The 17,709-nt window shown below is 70.6% G+C and carries 16 protein-coding genes; 12 read left to right on the top strand and 4 right to left on the bottom strand.

From position 1 onward, the window contains the following. The 6 genes from VFF97_RS01155 to VFF97_RS01130 all read left to right on the top strand — a co-directional run. On the top strand, nucleotides 1–613 hold a 613-nt coding region (locus tag VFF97_RS01155; RefSeq protein WP_325031661.1), incomplete at its 5' end, for a riboflavin kinase. Then, nucleotides 610–1,362 carry a hypothetical protein gene (locus tag VFF97_RS01150; protein WP_325031660.1) on the top strand — a complete coding sequence of 251 codons (753 nt, stop codon included), beginning with the start codon at nucleotides 610–612 and terminating at the stop codon, nucleotides 1,360–1,362. The genes VFF97_RS01155 and VFF97_RS01150, both read left to right, overlap by 4 nt. Before the next feature lie 36 nt (nucleotides 1,363–1,398). Beyond that, nucleotides 1,399–1,761 (top strand): hypothetical protein, encoded by a 363-nt coding sequence (locus VFF97_RS01145; protein ID WP_325031659.1) that lies wholly within the window; start codon nucleotides 1,399–1,401, stop codon nucleotides 1,759–1,761. Nucleotides 1,762–1,817: 56 nt separating this feature from the next. Then, nucleotides 1,818–2,825: a deoxyribose-phosphate aldolase gene (deoC, locus tag VFF97_RS01140; RefSeq protein WP_325031658.1), complete on the top strand. Its 1,008-nt coding sequence runs from the start codon at nucleotides 1,818–1,820 to the stop codon at nucleotides 2,823–2,825. A 14-nt stretch (nucleotides 2,826–2,839) separates the two neighbouring features. After that, complete coding sequence (locus tag VFF97_RS01135) at nucleotides 2,840–4,279, top strand: aldehyde dehydrogenase family protein (RefSeq protein WP_325031657.1); 1,440 nt, start codon at nucleotides 2,840–2,842, stop codon at nucleotides 4,277–4,279. Then, nucleotides 4,276–5,139: an aldehyde dehydrogenase family protein gene (locus VFF97_RS01130; RefSeq protein ID WP_325031656.1), complete on the top strand. Its 864-nt coding sequence runs from the start codon at nucleotides 4,276–4,278 to the stop codon at nucleotides 5,137–5,139. Before VFF97_RS01135 ends, VFF97_RS01130 begins: the two co-directional genes overlap by 4 nt. A gap of 169 nt (nucleotides 5,140–5,308) precedes the next feature. Here the strand turns inward: VFF97_RS01130 and VFF97_RS01125 are convergent, their stop codons facing one another. Continuing rightward, complete coding sequence (locus tag VFF97_RS01125; protein ID WP_325031655.1) at nucleotides 5,309–6,028, bottom strand: NRDE family protein; 720 nt, start codon at nucleotides 6,026–6,028, stop codon at nucleotides 5,309–5,311. Between the two features lie 48 nt (nucleotides 6,029–6,076). Between VFF97_RS01125 and coaBC the strand changes: the two genes are divergently transcribed. After that, a complete protein-coding gene (coaBC, locus tag VFF97_RS01120; RefSeq protein ID WP_325031654.1) occupies nucleotides 6,077–7,297 on the top strand; it encodes a bifunctional phosphopantothenoylcysteine decarboxylase/phosphopantothenate--cysteine ligase CoaBC in 1,221 nt (406 codons plus the stop codon). Here coaBC and VFF97_RS01115 read toward each other — a convergent pair. Next, entirely contained in the window at nucleotides 7,283–8,695 is a 1,413-nt protein-coding gene (locus VFF97_RS01115; RefSeq protein ID WP_325031653.1) for an MFS transporter, read from the bottom strand. The two genes, coaBC and VFF97_RS01115, sit on opposite strands and share 15 nt — an antisense overlap. A 141-nt stretch (nucleotides 8,696–8,836) precedes the next feature. Here VFF97_RS01115 and VFF97_RS01110 point away from each other — a divergent pair, with 141 nt between their 5' ends. The 5 genes from VFF97_RS01110 to VFF97_RS01090 all read left to right on the top strand — a co-directional run bounded on the left by VFF97_RS01110 (nucleotide 8,837) and on the right by VFF97_RS01090 (nucleotide 14,321). After that, nucleotides 8,837–9,742, top strand: a complete 906-nt coding sequence (locus VFF97_RS01110; RefSeq protein WP_325031652.1) for a glycerophosphodiester phosphodiesterase — start codon at nucleotides 8,837–8,839, stop codon at nucleotides 9,740–9,742. Between the two features lie 29 nt (nucleotides 9,743–9,771). Next, entirely contained in the window at nucleotides 9,772–10,443 is a 672-nt protein-coding gene (locus VFF97_RS01105) for a hypothetical protein (protein ID WP_325031651.1), read from the top strand. A gap of 212 nt (nucleotides 10,444–10,655) precedes the next feature. Further along, nucleotides 10,656–12,818 carry a DEAD/DEAH box helicase gene (locus tag VFF97_RS01100; protein WP_325031650.1) on the top strand — a complete coding sequence of 721 codons (2,163 nt, stop codon included), beginning with the start codon at nucleotides 10,656–10,658 and terminating at the stop codon, nucleotides 12,816–12,818. A gap of 111 nt (nucleotides 12,819–12,929) precedes the next feature. Then, the gene (locus VFF97_RS01095; protein ID WP_325031649.1) at nucleotides 12,930–13,115 is read left to right on the top strand and encodes a hypothetical protein; all 186 of its coding nucleotides are present in this window, start codon (nucleotides 12,930–12,932) and stop codon (nucleotides 13,113–13,115) included. Nucleotides 13,116–13,292: 177 nt separating this feature from the next. Next, complete coding sequence (locus VFF97_RS01090; RefSeq protein ID WP_325031648.1) at nucleotides 13,293–14,321, top strand: ATP-dependent 6-phosphofructokinase; 1,029 nt, start codon at nucleotides 13,293–13,295, stop codon at nucleotides 14,319–14,321. A 214-nt stretch (nucleotides 14,322–14,535) separates the two neighbouring features. Here the strand turns inward: VFF97_RS01090 and VFF97_RS01085 are convergent, their stop codons facing one another. After that, nucleotides 14,536–14,826 carry an endonuclease domain-containing protein gene (locus VFF97_RS01085; protein ID WP_325031647.1) on the bottom strand — a complete coding sequence of 97 codons (291 nt, stop codon included), beginning with the start codon at nucleotides 14,824–14,826 and terminating at the stop codon, nucleotides 14,536–14,538. A gap of 907 nt (nucleotides 14,827–15,733) precedes the next feature. Continuing rightward, nucleotides 15,734–17,709 (bottom strand): S9 family peptidase (locus VFF97_RS01080; RefSeq protein WP_325031646.1); only part of this gene is annotated, 1,976 nt, incomplete at its 5' end.

The raw sequence follows: 17,709 nt of genomic DNA, 5'->3' as shown, positions 1-17,709 counted from the left end.
CGCGCGCACCGTGCTCGTGGGCGCCGACTTCCGCTTCGGGCGCGGGGGAGCGGGCGACCCCGCCTTCCTGCGGGAGCTCGGCGGCGAGCTCGGGTTCGCCGTCGACGTCGTCGACGACGTGCGCGCGATCGACGAGGGCCGCCGTGTGTCGTCGACCTGGATCCGCGAGCTCCTCGCCGAGGGCGACGTCGCGACCGCGGCGAAGCTGCTCGGACGCCCTCCGGCCGTGTGGGGCGAGGTCGTGCACGGCCTCGAGCGGGGACGCGCGCTCGGCTACCCGACGGCGAACCTCAGCCAGGACCTGGAGGGGTTCGTGCCCGCCGACGGCGTGTACGCGGGCTGGCTGATCGACGAGGGATCCGCGGACGGCCTGCGGCGCGGCACCCGCTATCCCGCCGCGATCAGCATCGGCACGAACCCGACCTTCGACGACGTGCCGGTGCGGCAGGTCGAGGCGCATGTGCTCGACGAGACGGATCTCGACCTGTACGGGCACCGTGTCGAGGTGCAGTTCGTCGAGCGCATCCGCGGCATGATCGCGTTCGACGGCGTGGACGAGCTCGTGCGGAAGATGGCCGACGACGTGGGGCGTGTGCGAGAGTCGTTGGCGTGAACACCCCCGCACCCGCCGTCTCGGTCGCGCGCCGGGTCATCGTCGGCATCATCATCGCCTCGTTCGGACTCGCGGCCCTCGGCGGAATCGCCGTGCTGCTCGGGGCCCCGCTCGGCGACGAAGCCGGCCGTGTGCTGGCCACGACCGCCGTCGTCGGCGCCTTCAGCGTCGCCGTCCTGTGCTGCGTCGCGCTCGTCGGGCGGACTCTCCAGGTCTTCGGCTTCATCGGCGCCGCCGTGTCGGTCATCGCCGCGCTGCTGGTGATCTTCCTGGTCTGGTATCGCGGCGACTTCGGCGACTGGTGGCCGGACCTCATGCGCTGGACGTGGACGGCGGTCGCTGCATCCGCGGCATTCTCGCTCGCGTCCCTCCTGCTGCTGCTCGCCGACCGACGCAGGACCGCCGTGCGGGTCGGCCTCGGCATGACCCTCCTCCTCATGGCGGCGACCCTCGGCATGGTCGTGTACATGATCTGGGCCACCGAGATCGGCGAGGTGTTCTGGCGCACGTTCGGCGTCATCGCGATCCTCGCGGCGCTGGGCGCGATCGTCGTGCCCGTGCTGTCGCTGCTGCTGCCGGACGCGCAGGGCGCCGATGCGAGACGGATGCCGCGCGACCTCGCCGCGCGTCTGGTCGCCGAGGCCGACCGACGCGGCATCACCGTCGACGAGCTCGTCGCTCCGGTGCTCGCCCCGCTGCCCGGGAGGCCGCAGGACGCGCCCGCGGCGACGGCGTCACCCGACGCGTAGGGCGCACTCCCGGGTGGTGTGTCTTACGATCGGCTCGTGGATCTTCTCGACACCGTGCTCGCCGTGGCAGCGTCGCCGGCGAGCGTGAATCTCTGGGGAGCGCTGGGGTGCGCCGTCGCGTACGCCGCGTCGCTGCTGGCGACCCTCGACGCGTTCGCCGATCTGATCCTCGCGCGGGGCGACTCGCCGGCCGGGCGCCTCACGCCCGGAGTAGGGTTGAAGTTCGGATCGAAGCTGGCCGCGGCCATCATCGCGGTCGTGGCGGCGGGCATCGTGCTCGCGCTGGACGAGAACTGGTTCGCGTTCTGGGCGCTCACGATCGCCTTCGTCGTCGTGGTGGCGATCGGGGTGGTCGTGCTGGTGCGGCACTCCGCCGCGGTGCAGACCGGCGGGCCGTGATCCGAAGCGGGTGGGCGGAGGCCCGCGCCACCCCACCGAGACACAGAGGAAGAGCGATGAGCCGGACCGAACTCCAGACGCTTCCCGAACGGGCGGTAGAGCTGCTCGGCGGCGAGCCCGACGACACGACGCTGCGGCGTTACCTGCACGGACTGCCCGGCGTCGACGCGGTCGGCCTCGAGCAGCGCGCCGCAGACCTGGGAACCCGATCGATCAAGACCACGTCGAAGGCGTGGGCGCTCGACAAGATCATCGAGCTGATCGACCTCACGACCCTCGAGGGCGCAGACACGCCCGGCAAGGTGCGGTCGCTCGTCGCCAAGGCGATGAATCCGGATGCTTCCGACCCGACGTGCCCGCGGGTCGCGGCGGTCTGTGTGTACGGCGACATGGTGCCGTACGCCGTCGAGGCGCTCGGCGACGCACACGGCGACCCCGACGAAGGCGGCATCAGCGTCGCGGCGGTCGCGACGGCATTCCCCAGTGGCCGCGCGTCGCTCGAGGTCAAGCTCGCCGACACGGCCGACGCGGTCGCGCACGGCGCCGACGAGATCGACATGGTCATCGACCGCGGCGCGTTCCTCGCAGGACGCTATGGGCAGGTCTACGACCAGATCGCCCGCGTGAAGCAGGCGTGCCGCCGCGAAGACGGCTCGTACGCGTCGCTCAAGGTGATCCTCGAGACCGGCGAGCTCAAGACGTACGACAACATCAAGCGCGCCTCGTGGCTCGCGATCCTCGCGGGCGGCGACTTCATCAAGACGTCGACCGGCAAGGTCCAGCCCGCGGCGACGCTGCCGACGACGCTGCTCATGCTCGAGGTCGTGCGGGACTGGTACCGCGCGACGGGCGAGCGCATCGGCGTGAAGCCCGCGGGCGGCATCCGCACGTCCAAGGACGCCATCAAGTACCTCGTGACCGTGGCCGAGATCGCGGGCGAGGAGTGGCTGCAGCCGCACCTGTTCCGCTACGGCGCGTCGAGCCTGCTCAACGACGTCCTGCGCCAGCGCAAGAAGATCGCGACGGGGCACTACACGGGCTCCGACTACGTGACGATCGACTGATTCCGGAGTTCCCCATGAGTTTCCTCGAGTACGCACCCGCTCCCGAGTCGCGGGCGATCCTCTCGCTCAAGCCCGAATACGGGCTGTTCATCGACGGCGAGTTCCACCCCGGCACGGGTGGCACGTTCGAGACCATCTCGCCCGCCGACGAGTCCCGCATCGCGACCGTCGCCACCGCGAGCGACGAGGACGTCGACGCGGCCGTCACCGCCGCACGTCGTGCGTTCGACAAGACGTGGTCGAAGATGAGCGGCCGCGACCGCGGCAAGTACCTGTTCCGCATCGCACGGCTCATCCAGGAGCGCTCGCGCGAGCTCGCCGTGGCCGAGAGCCTCGACAACGGCAAGCCCATCAAGGAGAGCCGCGACGTCGACATCCCGCTCGTGGCCGCGTGGTTCTTCTACTACGCGGGGTGGGCCGACAAGCTCGACTACGCCGGCCTCGGCCCCAACCCGCGGGCGCTCGGCGTCGCCGGCCAGGTCATCCCGTGGAACTTCCCGCTGCTCATGCTCGCGTGGAAGATCGCCCCGGCGCTCGCCGCAGGAAACACGGTCGTGCTCAAGCCCGCCGAGACGACTCCGCTCACAGCGCTCCTGTTCGCCGAGATCCTGCAGCAGGCCGACCTGCCCCCGGGCGTCGTGAACATCGTCACGGGCGCGGGTGCGACGGGCGCGGCCGTGGTGCGGCATCCGGACGTCGACAAGGTCGCCTTCACCGGCTCGACAGCCGTCGGCCGTGAGATCGCGAAGGCCGTCGCCGGCACCGACAAGAAGGTGACGCTCGAGCTCGGCGGGAAGGCGGCGAACATCATCTTCGAGGATGCGCCGATCGACCAGGCCGTCGACGGCATCGTGACGGGGATCTTCTTCAACCAGGGCCAGGTGTGCTGCGCCGGCAGTCGTCTCGTCGTGCAGGAGTCGATCCACGACGAGGTCGTCGAGCGGCTCAAGGCGCGCCTGTCGACGCTGCGCCTGGGCGACCCGCTCGACAAGAACACCGACATCGGCGCGATCAACTCGCTCGAGCAGCTCAACCGCGTGCGCGAGCTGAGTCGCATCGGCGACGAGGAGGGCGCCGAGCGGTGGACCGCCGACTGCGCGATCCCCGACAAGGGCTTCTGGTTCGCGCCGACGATCTTCACGAACGTGCAGACGAGCCATCGCATCGCGCGCGACGAGATCTTCGGCCCTGTGCTGTCGGTGCTGACGTTCCGCACGCCCGACGAGGCGATCGCCAAGGCGAACAACACGCCGTACGGCCTCTCGGCCGGCATCTGGACCGAGAAGGGCTCGCGCATCCTGGCGGTCGCGGACAAGCTGCGCGCGGGCGTCGTGTGGGCGAACACGTTCAACCGGTTCGACCCGTCGTCGCCGTTCGGCGGCTACAAGGAGTCCGGCTACGGCCGGGAGGGCGGGCGCCACGGACTCGCCGCTTACCTGAAGGGAGCAGCGTGAGCAAGCGACTGACCGTGCCGAAGACCTACAAGCTGTTCGTCGGGGGCAAGTTCCCCCGCAGCGAGTCGGGCCGTTCGTACGAGGTCGTCTCGGCGAAGGGCGACTTCCTCGCGAACGCGGCCATGGCGTCGCGCAAGGATGCCCGTGACGCGGTCTCGGCGGCCGACGGCGCTGTCAAGGGCTGGTCGGGTACGACGGCCTACAACCGCGGCCAGGTGCTCTACCGCGTGGCCGAGATGCTCGAGGGGCGTCGTGCGCAGTTCGTCGACGAGATCGTGCAGCAGACGGGCGTCTCGAACGCGGTCGCGACGGCCGAGGTCGACGAGTCGATCGACCGGTGGGTCTGGTACGCCGGCTGGTGCGACAAGTTCGCGCAGGTCGCCGGCAACGGCAACCCCGTCGCGGGTCCGTACTTCAACATCTCGGTCCCCGAGCCGACCGGTGTCGTCGCGGTCATCGCGCCGCAGGACTCCGCGCTGCTCGGGCTCGTCTCGACGGTCGCTCCGGCGCTCGTCGCGGGCAACACGGTCGTCGTGGTCGCGTCGCAGCGCTACCCGCTGTCGGCGATCAGCCTGAGCGAGGTCCTCGCGACGAGCGACGTGCCGGCCGGTGTCGTCAACGTGCTGACCGGTTCGCCGGCCGAGATCGCGCCGTGGCTCGCGTCGCACCCCGACGTGCACGGGCTCGACCTCACGGGCGCGGGCGAGCTTGACTGGATCGAACTGCAGATGGCCGCGGCCCAGACGCTCACGCGCGTCACGTCGCCGGAGCAGGGACCGGATGCCGCGGCCCCCAGCCTCGCGCGCATCGCGCAGTTCACCGAGACGAAGACGGTCTGGCACCCGAAGTCGCTCGTCTAGGGACGACGTCGGGCGTGCCCGCGCCGCAGCCCGTCCCTTTCACCCTTCACCGACACGCTTCCCCTTCGCCCGAATCAGGACATCTGGCCGCGACAGGAGTTTCGGCGTAACAAGCTCCTGACTCCGCGAGATGTCCTGATCTCGCGGGGGCATCGCCACGCGGGAAGGACTAGCGGAGCGCGAGCGCGTTCCACCGGCCGGGCTCGTCGAACTCGGCGTAGTGGAGGTCGACCGCCGAAGGCCGGACGGATGCCGCGCACACGAGCAGCGATAGCGTCGGGTAGCCGAACGGACGGTTGTCGCGGATGATCGTTCGGTCGTCGTCGTGGGGGAGCTCGGTCGAGCGCTCCACGATCTCGAGCCACGGGACCCACCACCCGTCGTCCGTGTCGGGGAGCTCCGCTGCGCGGAACTCCGGGAGCCATCGCTCGATGCGGGCGGTGCGCGGGTCGTCGACGTCGTCGTGCGCGATCATGTGCGTGCCGGGTTCGAGGTCGGTCGTGCGCAGGGCTGCCGCATCCCACGTGACGAGGCGCGCGTGCCCGCCGTCGACCTCGACGAGGTTGAAGCCGTGGGTCGCGGGCTCGCCCTGGGGCGACCGGCCCTCCACTGAGGCGAGCACGATGCCGCCGCGCGACACGAGCTCCTCCTCGGGACGGGTGGCCACGTCGGCGCGGTTGAGCAGCACGGCGAGGCGCCCCTTCGCGGGGTCGGCCGCGAGCCACGCACCCCCCGCACGCGCGTCGCGCACGCCGACGACTCCCGGATGCGTGTCGGGCCACGACTCGCCGAGCGGCAGCCACGCCCGCGCCGGATCCTCGTCGCGGATCGCGAGCACGCGCACCGGCGCGCGGGGGTCGGAAGGGACGCGGAGGATCACGGTGCACATCGAGGCGGGGTCTCCTGACTGGGTGGGGTCCGTGGGAGGATCGGTGTCGTGTTCGTCGTCGTCGGTGTCACGGGCGGGATCGCCGCGTACAAGACCGTCCAGCTCGTGCGGCTGCTCGTGCTCGACGGGCACGACGTGCACGTCGTGCCGACCGAGGACGCCCTGCGCTTCGTGGGACTGCCCACGTGGGAGTCGATCAGCCGGAACGCCGTGACGACGTCCGTGCACGAGGATGTCGCGAAGGTGCGACACGTCGCCCTCGGGCAGCGCGCCGACCTCGTCATCGTGGCGCCTGCCACGGCGAACACGCTGGCGAAGATGGCCGCCGGGCTCGCGGACGATCTCCTCGGCACCACCCTACTCGCGACCACCGCACCGGTCGTCGTCGCGCCGGCGATGCACACCGAGATGTGGCGGCACCCCGCGACACAGCACAACATCGAGGTCCTGCGCGTGCGCGGAGTGCACGTGGTGGGGCCCGACGACGGCCCGCTCACGGGTGGCGACTCCGGGCCGGGACGGATGTCGGAACCCGAGCGCATCGTCGAAGCGGCGCTCGCCGTCGCGCGCTCCGTGCCCGGCGACCTCGCGGGCCTTCGCGTGCTCGTCTCCGCCGGGGGCACGCGCGAGCCGATCGACCCCGTCCGGTACATCGGCAACCGCTCGAGCGGAAAGCAGGGCGTCGCGGTCGCGGTCGCGGCCGCAGATCGCGGGGCCGACGTCGTGCTCGTCGCGGCGCACGTCGACGGGCAGGTGCTGGCCGAGGCATCCGGGCGCGCCGGCATCCGCATCGTCCGTGCCGGCACGGCCGCCGAGCTCGCCGATGCCGTGCTCGCCGAGTCCGAGGACCGTGAGGTCGTCGTGATGGCGGCCGCCGTCGCCGACTACCGCGTCGCCGAGGTGTCGCCGCGCAAGCTCTCGAAGGAGGGGCGGGCGAAAGGCCTGCGGCTCGACCTCGAGGAGAACGTCGACATCCTCGCGGGGCTCGTCGAGCGGCGCCGCGACGGCCAGACGATCGTCGGATTCGCGGCCGAGACGGCGCAGGACGACGAGCTGCTCGAGCGCGGTCGCCGCAAGCGCGCCCGCAAGGGCGTCGACCTGCTCGCCGTGAACGAGGTCGGTTGGGCGAAGGGCTTCGAGAGCGACGCCAATGCGCTCCACATCATCGACGCGCGCGGCGACGTCGTCGCCGAGCCGAAGGGCTCGAAGCGCGAGGTCGCCGACGCGCTGTGGGACGCGGTGCTCTCGGCGCGCTCAGGCGTCGTCTGACTTCTCGACGACGGGCGGGGCGTCGGGGGCATCCGCCGTGTTCTTCGGAGGGTTCCGGATGCCGGCGAACGACACGATCCCGCCGATCGCCATGAGCACGGCCGTGACGATCGCGGCCTGATGGAAGCCCCGCAGGTCGAGCGCGCCGCCGACGATCACCGCGAGCATCGCGATCGCGATGAGTCCGGCGACACGGGCGACCGCGTTGTTGATAGCCGACGCTATGCCGCTGCGGGACGGGTCGATCGCGCCGAGGATCGCCGCGGTGAGCGGAGCGACCGTGATCGCGAGACCCAGGCCGAACACGATCATGCTCGGCAAGACCTGCCACCAGTAGTCGAAGTCCGCGCTGACCGTCAGCAGAAGCGCCGATCCGACGGCCATCACGAGCGGACCGGTCGTCATGAACAGCCGGGGGCCCCACTTGCCGGCGAGGGCCCCGATGCGCGAGCTCAGCACGATCATGAGGATCGTGATCGGCAGGCTCGCGAGCCCCGCCACCGTCGCCGAGAGCCCCGCGCCCTCCTGCAGGTAGACGACCACGACGAGACCATTGAGCGCGAGCGCGGCGTAGATGAAGGCCGTCGCGACGTTGCCCGTCCAGAAGTTGCGCACGCGGAAGAGGCTGAGCGGCATCATCGGGTCGCGCGCGAGGGCCTGGCGCACGATGAACCCCGCGAACGCGAGCACGCCGACCACGAGGGTCGTCACGATGAGGGGGGACCCCCACCCGAGCCGCGGACCCTCGATGAGGCCGAAGACAGCGCCGCCGAGGCCGATCGTGCACAGGAGCGCTCCGAACCAGTCGACCGTCGCCCCGGGGCGACGCACGTCGCGCTGCTTGAGGACCGCGAGCAGCCACAGCGTCACCGCGATCGGCACGACGTTGATGAGGAAGACGAGCCGCCACGACAGGAAGTCGACCGACAGGCCGCCCAGGACGGGTCCGGCGATGAGCGCGACCGTCGTCGCCGCCGTCCAGATGCCGATCGCGCGCGCCTGCGCCGGTCCGCGGAAGTTCGCCGTGATGAGCGCCAGGGAGCTCGGCACCAGGAGGGCGCCCGCGACGCCCTGCAGCGCGCGGGTCACGATCAGGAACTCGGCCGTCGGCGCGAGGGCGATCGCGACGGACGTCACACCGAAGCCGATCAGTCCGACGACGATCACGCGGATGCGGCCGAAGACGTCGCTCAGCGACCCCGCCACGAGGATGAGCGCCCCCAGGGTCACGAGGTACGCGTCGACGACCCACTGCTGCGTCGTGAGGCCGCCGCCGAGCTCGTCCGCGATCGCGGGCAGGGCGACGTTGACGACCGTGCCGTCGAGGAACGACACGAACGAAGCGAGCACCGCGATCCACAGGACGAGCCGCTGGTCCCGCGTCATCGTCTCGGCCATGCGGCCCACGATATCGATCGCGGCGGACACACGGGATGGGAAGCGTGAATCCGAGATTTGTAACGAAAAGATAACGGGCCTGTGTAGAGTGTTCCCACCGCGTCGACGAGGACGCGGCGCAAGACCCGGAGGACATGCCCGATGCCCGAAGAGCCGGCCCTCGACGCGACCCGAGCCCGAGACCGGATGCAGGCCCTCGTCGTCGTGTGCGTGCTGGCCGTCGCAAGCCTGGTGATCGCGTTCCTCGGGGCGACGCCCGCGCGCGTGAGCTCGAAGGAGCTCCTCGGCGACACGCGGGCGCCCGGCGACCTCGCCTTCATCGCGAGCCACCGCGGCGGGGGAGCGACGGCGCCCGAGAACACCCTGCCCGCGATCGAGGCGGCACTCTCCGACGGCTACGACTACGTCGAGGTCGACGTCGCCCTGACGGCCGACGGCGTGGCGGTGCTCATGCACGACGCCACCGTCGACCGCACGACGAACGGCCGGGGGCCGCTGTCGGCCCTGACCTTCGCCGAGGTGCGCGAGCTCGACGCGGGATCGTGGTTCGACGCGCGCTTCGCGGGCACGCGGGTGCCGACGTTCGGCGAGTTCCTCGACGTGCTCGAGGGCGCGGGCCGTCGCGCGATCGTCGAGCTCAAGGGGCGCTGGGACGAGCCGGCCGCCGCGCGCCTGGTCGCCGACGTCGAGACGCGCGGGCTCGAACACAACGTCGTCCTCGCGAGCTTCGATGCACGCAGCCTCGCCCTCGTAGGCGCCGTGTCGGACGTGATCCCGCGGCTCGTGATCATGAAGCGTCTGCCCGACGACGTGGCGGATGCCGCGCGCAAGGCCGGCGCGAGAGGAGTGGTGGTCGATCGGCGCGCCGTGCTCGACAGACCCGATGTCGTCGACGAGCTGCACGCCGCCGGATTGCGGGTCGTCGTTTACACGCTCAACAGCGACCGGCAGTGGGACGCGGTGACGGCTCTCGGGGTCGACGGGATCGTCACCGACGATCCCGGCACGCTGCAGCGGTGGCAGCAGGCGACGGCGCGGCGCGAGTAGTCTCGGGAGGACGAACCCCGGGAGGATCAGTGACGACAGAACGCCGTCGCCGCGGACCGAGCGCGCGCAACCATCTCGACTCGCGTGCGCGCGTCGCGACAGTCGTGGCGCTCCTCGTCGCCGGGGCGGCGCTCGTGACGGCGTGCCAGCCCGAGCCCGGTCCGTCGCCCAGCCCGACGGTCACGCCCGTCACGCCCAAGCCGGAGCCCACCGAGCCGACTCCGATCGAGTCGAACATGCCCGACGCGGGGATCGAGGTGCCCACGGCGTGCGAGGACATCTATTCGGCCGACATGCTCGCGTCGCTCAACCAGCAGAACCCACCGCTGAATGACCTCGGCGTGACGATGCTGTCGACCGAGGTCGTCGACGGCATCGAGATCCTCGAATCGGGCGTGACGACGCTCCGCTGCTCCTGGGGGAAGCCGAGCGAGTTCGGACTCGCGACGAACGTGACCGTGATCGGCGCGGACCAGGCCGAGACGCTCCAGGCGGCGATGCTCGACGCGGGATTCGGATGCGGCGACGAGCTCGGCGGCACGGTGTGCCGCGTCGAACAGCGCACGATCGACCTCGACGACAACGAGGTCATCCACGGCGAGGTGCACGTCCTTCGCGACTCCGTGTGGATCTCGACGCGCTACATCAACTTCACGCCCGACGGGTACACGGAAGACATCGTCGCGACTCTCTGGAGCTGAGTCGCCCGGCATCCGGCCCGCCTCCGCTAGAATGTAAGCGGAGATCCCGTTCCGTCGACGTCGCAGCTCGCAGAAGCGAGTGCCAGCGGCCGGCGGGCGAGGCATCCGGTCCCGCGTCCGTGACGGCGCCATCCGCCGCCCGCGGGAGCACGCATGAATGACCCGTCCCGACTGGTCAGCCGGCCATCCCGGCACACACGCTCAGGAGGAGCATGCCGACCACGGCACCCGCCCAGACGGCGTCCCGACGCCGCAAGTCCTCGTCCGCGCGCCGCGACGACGAGGCCCCCATCATCCCGATCCTCGCGCGCAAGGTGCGCGAGGTCGAGGCCAAGGCCCAGCGCGGAAAGCTCGGCCCGACGAACCGCGTCAAGTTCCAGGTGATCGCGTTCCTCGTCCGCGAGGAGCGTGCGCGCGTCAAGAACGACACGACGATCACGGATGCCGCGCGCGCCGAGCTTCTCAAGCGCCTCGACGGCGTCGCGACGATCCTCGCGAAGACCGCCGCGCGCGACACGTCGCTCATCCAGCTGCTCGAGGCCGACCAGGCCACGTCGCCGGTCGCGCGGCGCATGCGCCGCGACTGGCTGCTCGAGTCCGGCGCCGAGCTGCCCGACGAGGAGCTCGTCATCGCCGACATCCCGTCGCCGGTCGCCGCTCCCGTCGTGCCCGCAGCGCTCGCCGAGCGCCAGGTCGTGCCGCCGCAGGTCGAGTCGCGCCGCGAGGCGAACCCGTTCCTCGCTCCCGACCTCACGCTGCGCTTGCCGAAGGAGACCCCGCGCCGTCGCCTCGACGGGTGGGAGCTCATGGGCCCGCTGTACAAGGCGTTCGAGACGGGCGCCGGAGGCGGCTCGGCCACGATGGAGCTTCCCCCGGTCCCCGAGTTCGACCGCGTCTCGCCCAAGGGACTCGAGGTCATGCCGCATCAGTCGCGGTTCCTGGAGGCCGTCCGGCAGGGCCACCGCACGTTCCTGCTCGCCGACGAGCCGGGCCTGGGCAAGACCGCGGAGTCGGTGCTCGCGGCATCCGTCGCCGGCGCCTACCCGCTGCTGGCCGTCGTGCCCAACGTCGTCAAGATGAACTGGGCCCGCGAGGTCGAGCGCTGGACGCCGCAGCGTCGCGCCACCGTCATCCACGGCGACGGCGAAGACATCGACGCGTTCGCCGACGTGTTCATCGTGAACTACGAGATCCTCGACCGACACCTTTCGTGGCTGTCGACCATCGGGCTGAAGGGCATGGTCGTCGACGAGGCGCACTTCATCAAGAACCTCACGTCGCAGCGCTCGCAGAACGTGCTCGCGCTCGCCGGCCGCATCCGCGAACAGGTGCGCGACCCGCTCATGCTCGCCCTGACCGGAACCCCGCTCATCAACGACGTCGAGGACTTCGACGCGATCTGGCGGTTCCTCGGCTGGACGGTGCCGTCGGGCGAGAAGCCCGGGCCCGCCCTCATGGAGAAGCTCGACGCGACCGGCCTCACGCCGGCCGACAAGGCGTTCTACCCCGAGGCGCGCGACGCCGTCATCTCGATGGGCATCGTGCGGCGCCTCAAGACGGATGTCGCGGCGGACCTCCCCGACAAGCTCATCGCCGACCTCCCCGTCGAGCTCGACGACGAGTACGGCAGGTCGATCCGCCAGGCGGAGCGCGAGCTGGGCGAGCGCCTCGCCGCGCGGTACCGCCGCATCGTCGAGTCGCGTTCGCACCGCGTCATGGCGCCCGGCGAGATCGACGACGACATCGTACGCATGGTGGCCCAGAACGAGCTCGACGAGTCGAAGGCCGCCGGGACGGGCGCCGAGAACGTCTTCACCATGGTGCGCAAGATCGGTCAGGCGAAGGCACAGCTGGCCGCCGATTACGCCGTGCAGCTGCAGCGCTCGGTGGGCAAGGTCGTGTTCTTCGCGAAGCACATCGACGTCATGGACCAGGCCGAGGCGCACTTCGCCGCCGCAGGCCTGCGCACTGTGTCGATCCGCGGCGACCAGACGACCCCAGCGCGCCAGCAGGCGATCGACGCGTTCAACAACGATCCCGGCGTCGGCATCGCGGTGTGCTCGCTGACCGCCGCGGGCGTGGGTCTGAACATGCAGGCGGCGTCGAACGTGGTGCTCGCGGAACTGTCGTGGACGGCCGCCGAGCAGACGCAGGCGATCGACCGTGTGCACCGCATCGGGCAGGACGAGCCGGTCACCGCGTGGCGCATCATCGCGGCGCACACGATCGACACGAAGATCGCCGAGCTCATCGACTCGAAGCAGGGCCTCGCTCAGCGCGCCCTCGACGGCATCGCGGTCGACCCGCAGTCGAGCGACTCGGTGCAGCTGTCGGCGCTCATGCACCTCACGCGCCGCGCTCTCGGCGCCGAGTGAGCCCCGGGGGAGCGGACCGTTCCGAGACCCGCTCGCGCGCCCGAGTCAACCCCGTCGCGCACGCACGTCCGGCGCTCGTAGCGTCGTCGCCACCGATACGAGGAGGCGACGATGTCCGATCCCACACAGCCCACGACCAACGAGCCCGATGCGCGGCTCCTCGGCACGCCGGACGGCGCCCTCGCGCCCGACAGCGAAGAGCCGCTCGACCGCGACATCGACGACGACGCGATCGACAGCGCCGAGGCCGACGAGCGCGCGGCGCGCGAGGGCAGCAAGGGCGAGCCGCAGGTCTGACGGAGATTCGAAGGGCGACGGATGCCGCGGCCGCCGGGTCGCGGCATCCGCTTCGTCCGCCCAGCTCACGCGGGCTTCCACCAGTCGGTCGGCGCCGTGTGGCACGCCCGCCTCGTCCGGCACTAATCTCAGGTGAGGCACCGTCGCCGACGACTCACCCGACAGCGAGGACTCAGCATGAAGATCGGTATCCTGACCAGCGGCGGCGACTGCCCCGGACTCAATGCGGTCATCCGCGGTGTCGTGCTCAAGGGCACGACGTCGTACGACCTCGAGTTCGTCGGCATCCGCGACGGGTGGCGGGGCGTCGTCGACGCGGACTTCTTCCCGCTGACGCGCCACGAGGTGAAGGGCCTTTCGAAGGTCGGCGGCACGATCCTCGGCACGAGCCGCACGAACCCGTACGAGGGTCCGCGGGGCGGCGCCGAGAACATCGCCAAGACGCTCTACGGCCACCGGATCGACGGCATCATCGCGATCGGCGGCGAGGGCACGCTCGCGGCCGCGAACCGCCTGTCGAACGACGGCATCAACGTGCTCGGCGTGCCGAAGACGATCGACAACGACCTGCGCGCGACCGACTACTCGTTCGGCTTCGACACGGCCGTGAACATCGCGACGGATGCGATGGACCGCCTGCGCACGACGGGTGACTCGCACCAGCGCTGCATGGTCGCCGAGGTCATGGGCCGCCACGTCGGCTGGATCGCGCTCCACGCGGGCATGGCGGCGGGCGCCCACGCGATCTGCATCCCCGAGGTGCCGATGTCGATCGAGGAGATCTGCGACCTCGTCTCGAAGGCCCACGACCGTGGTCGCGCTCCGCTCGTGGTCGTGTCGGAGGGCTTCACGCTCAAGGGCATGGAGGAGGCCTACAGCGACAAGGGTCTCGACGCCTTCAACCGTCCGCGCCTCGGCGGCATCAGCGAGGTGCTCGCGCCCGAGATCGAGCGCATCACCGGCATCGAGACGCGCGCGACGGTGCTGGGTCACATCCAGCGCGGCGGCTCGCCGTCGGGCTTCGACCGCGTGCTCGCGACGCGCCTGGGCCTCGCGGCGGCGGATGCCGTCGTCGACGGCGCGTGGGGCCAGATGGTGGCCCTGCGCGGCACCGACATCGTGCGCGTGCCGTTCATCGACGCGCTGGGTGAGCTCAACACGGTGCCCCTCTACCGCTACGAAGAGGCCGCGGCACTGTTCGGCTGAGCGGCTCAGGCCGCTGCATCCGGGTGTCAGCCCCGTCGGGGTTCCGGGTTTCGGGTTTCGGGTTTCGGGTTTGGGGTTTCGCCCGAATCAGGACATCTGGCGAAATCAGGGGAAATCGCCCTGAGTGGTCCTGAGGTGGCCAGATGTCCTGATTCGGGCGGCGCGGAGGATGCGCAGAGGTGGCCAGCGAGCCGGACTCGCGCCGCGCGGAGGATCACACGCGTGACTGCACTCGACGCCGGTGCGCGCCCTGCGCCATCGCCGTCAGGACCGTGTCGAGGACCCGGTTCCAGTCGAAGAGGATCTGCTGGTAGTCGAACCGGAGTACGACGTACCCGCGAACCGTCAGTCGCGCGTCTGCGGCGATATCTCGGCGACGGTCGGCGGCCGTCCCGTGGTGCGCGAACCCGTCGATCTGCACGACGAGCGACGTGCCGATGAGGCCGTCGACCGGGTGCCCATCGATCCAGACCTGCTGACGAACGACGACGCCCGCCGTTCGCATTCCGTCGACGAATCGGGTCTCGAGTCCGGAATCCGAAAGGGATGAGGCCGAATCCGCGAGTTCGGATGCTTGCGTGCTTCGCCACGCGACGCGAGCGAGCACGTCGGGGTCGGCTTCTCCTCTGCGGATCGCCGACTCCCAGACCGCGAGGGCGTCGCTATGCGGCAGGCAATGCGCGACATGGAAGAGCACATTGAGAATCGGATCCTCGTTCGCGTTGCGCCCGACGGGGGACGGTCCACGTCCCCAGTGCAGATGAAGGCCGTCCGAGGCGAAACGAGAAGCAGTCGACGCGACCGCGACGTGCACTGCCGGCACCTCGCGATCGGGGGACCACAATCCGCGAACCTCGGCTGCGCTCACGCACGTCAGTCTGCCGCTGACGCGAGCAGCGGCAACGCGCCGGCCATCGCAGTCCGGAGTCACGAGCCACGAACGCCGCACGCGCACAAGCCCGCCGGCGGCTACCGTGTCGCTGATGTCGTAGGCCGTGAAGCCCTGCGCACGCGCATCCGACGTGTGGGCAACGCCGTGTCGTCGACGAATCCAGGCGACAAGCGCGCCGCGCCGGTCTGATGAGCGGAGAGTTCCGGACGCCATCCGGCGATTGTCGTTCGGAGTTCGTCACCTTATGTGTTCGGGGGCGCGATGTGAGGCCGACTTCGACGCCTGTTCGACTTGGGGAGGAGCTGTCGGCGCGGCATCCGCAGCCTCCGCCCCTACCGAGATCAGGACATCTGGCGAAAACAGGAGGTTCTGCGGCGGAACCTCCTGCGTAGGCCAGATGTCCTGATCTCGGAAAGGGAGGAGGGGAAGAGGGGAGGAGGCGAGGAGGCGAGGAGCGGAGGAGGGGAGGAGCAGCGGACGAGGGGAGAGGGAGGGCGGTCGTGGCGCGTGCGCAGCGCGCTCAGGCGTCGGCGACGCCGAGCACGTCGAGCAGCCACGCGAGCTCGAACGCGCGCTCGCGCCAGGCGTTGTAGCGCCCGCTCACGCCGCCGTGGCCGGCGAACATCTCGCACTTGAGCAGCGCGTCGGCCCCGACCTCGCGCAGGCGCGCGACCCACTTCGCCGGCTCGACGTACAGCACGCGCGTGTCGTTGAGCGAGGTCACGGCGAGGATCTTCGGGTACGAGACATCCGCTCGCACGTTCTCGTACGGCGAGTACGACTTCATGTACGCGTACACGTCCGCGTTGTGCAGGGGGTCGCCCCACTCGTCCCACTCGATGACCGTCAACGGCAGCGACGGGTCGAGGATCGTCGTGAGCGCGTCGACGAACGGCACATCCGCGAGGATGCCGGCGAACAGCTCAGGCGCGAGGTTCGCCACCGCGCCCATGAGCAGTCCACCGGCCGAGCCGCCCTCGGCGACGAGCTGCTGCGGCGTCGTGTAGCCGTTCTCGACGAGGTGGCGTGCGCAGTCGACGAAGTCGGTGAACGTGTTCCGCTTGGCGAGGAGCTTGCCGTCCTCGTACCACTGGCGACCGAGCTCGCCGCCGCCGCGGACGTGCGCGACGGCGAACACGACGCCGCGGTCGAGCTCCGACAGGCGCGGCACCGAGAACGCGGGCTCGATCGAGTGCTCGTACGAGCCGTAACCGTACAGGTGCACGGGCCGCGGGGCGGAGCCCACTTCGCCGAACGAGCGCTTCCACACGAGCGAGATGGGCACGCGGACCCCGTCCTGCGCGGTCGCCCACACGCGCGCCTGCGCGTAGTCGGCGGGGTCGTAGCCGCCCAGCACGGGCTGGCGCTTGCGCAGGTGGAGCTCGCCGGTCGCGATCTCGTAGTCGTAGACGGTGCTCGGAGTCACGAACGAGCCGTAGCCGAGCCGCAGCAGGGGGGGAGCCCACTCGGGGTTGCCGCCCGTGCCGACCGAGTACAGCGGCTCGTCGAAGACGATCTCGCGCACGGCGCCGTCGACGTAGTCGAGCAGGCCGATGCGGGCGATGCCCTCGCGCCGGTAGGCGACGACACCCCAGTCGCGGAACGTCGACATGCCCAGCAGGCGACGACCGGGCTCGTGTGGGATCACCACTTCACGAGGGCCGGCGGGGTCGGATGCCGCGACCTTCACGAGCTCGAAGTCGAGCGCTCCGTCGTTGTGGAGCACGTAGAGCACGTCCTCGCCGTCGACCACGGCGTGCTCGGAGTCGTACTCGACGCCCTCGACGCGCGGCCACACGACGCGCGGCTCGGAGCGGAGGTCGTCCGCGTCGACGAGCCATTCCTCACTCGTGATCGACGAACCCAGGCCGATCACGAGGTACCGGTCGCTGCGCGTGAAGCCCGCGCCGACCCAGTACCGCTCGTCGGGCTCGTGGAAGAGCTTCGTGTCTTCGGAGACGGGGGTGCCGAGCTCGTGCAGCCACACCGTGTCGGGCCGCCATGCGTCGTCGACGGTGGTGTAGACGATGAAGCGCCCGTCGGGCGAGAAGGTCGCCCCCGCGAACGTACCGGGGATCTCGTCGGGCAGCTGCTCGCCGGTCACGAGGTCGCGCACGCGGATCGTGTAGCGCTCGTCGCCCGCGACATCGACGCCGTAGAGCATGCGCGTGCCGTCGTTCGACACCTCGAAGCTGCCGAGTGAGAAGAACTCGTGCCCCTCGGCCTCGACGTTGCCGTCGAGGAGCACCTGCTCGCCCGGCACCTCGACGTCGGGGGTGAGCTCGGGCGGGGTCCAGTCGTCGGGGGAGGCGAGGGGAGCGCGGCACTGGATGCCGTACTGCTTGCCCTCGACCGTGCGCCCGTAGTACCACCAGTCGCCGCGGCGCGTCGGCACCGAGAGGTCGGTCTCGAGCGTGCGGCCCTTGATCTCGGCGAAGATGCGGTCGCGCAACGGCTGGAGGTGCGCGGTTCTGGCACGTGTGTACGCGTTCTCGG

Source organism: Microbacterium sp. (assembly GCF_035687345.1).
Classification (GTDB): domain Bacteria; phylum Actinomycetota; class Actinomycetes; order Actinomycetales; family Microbacteriaceae; genus Microbacterium.
The sequence above is the reverse complement of the archived record's forward strand: the minus strand, read 5'-3'. Positions and strand labels throughout refer to the sequence as shown.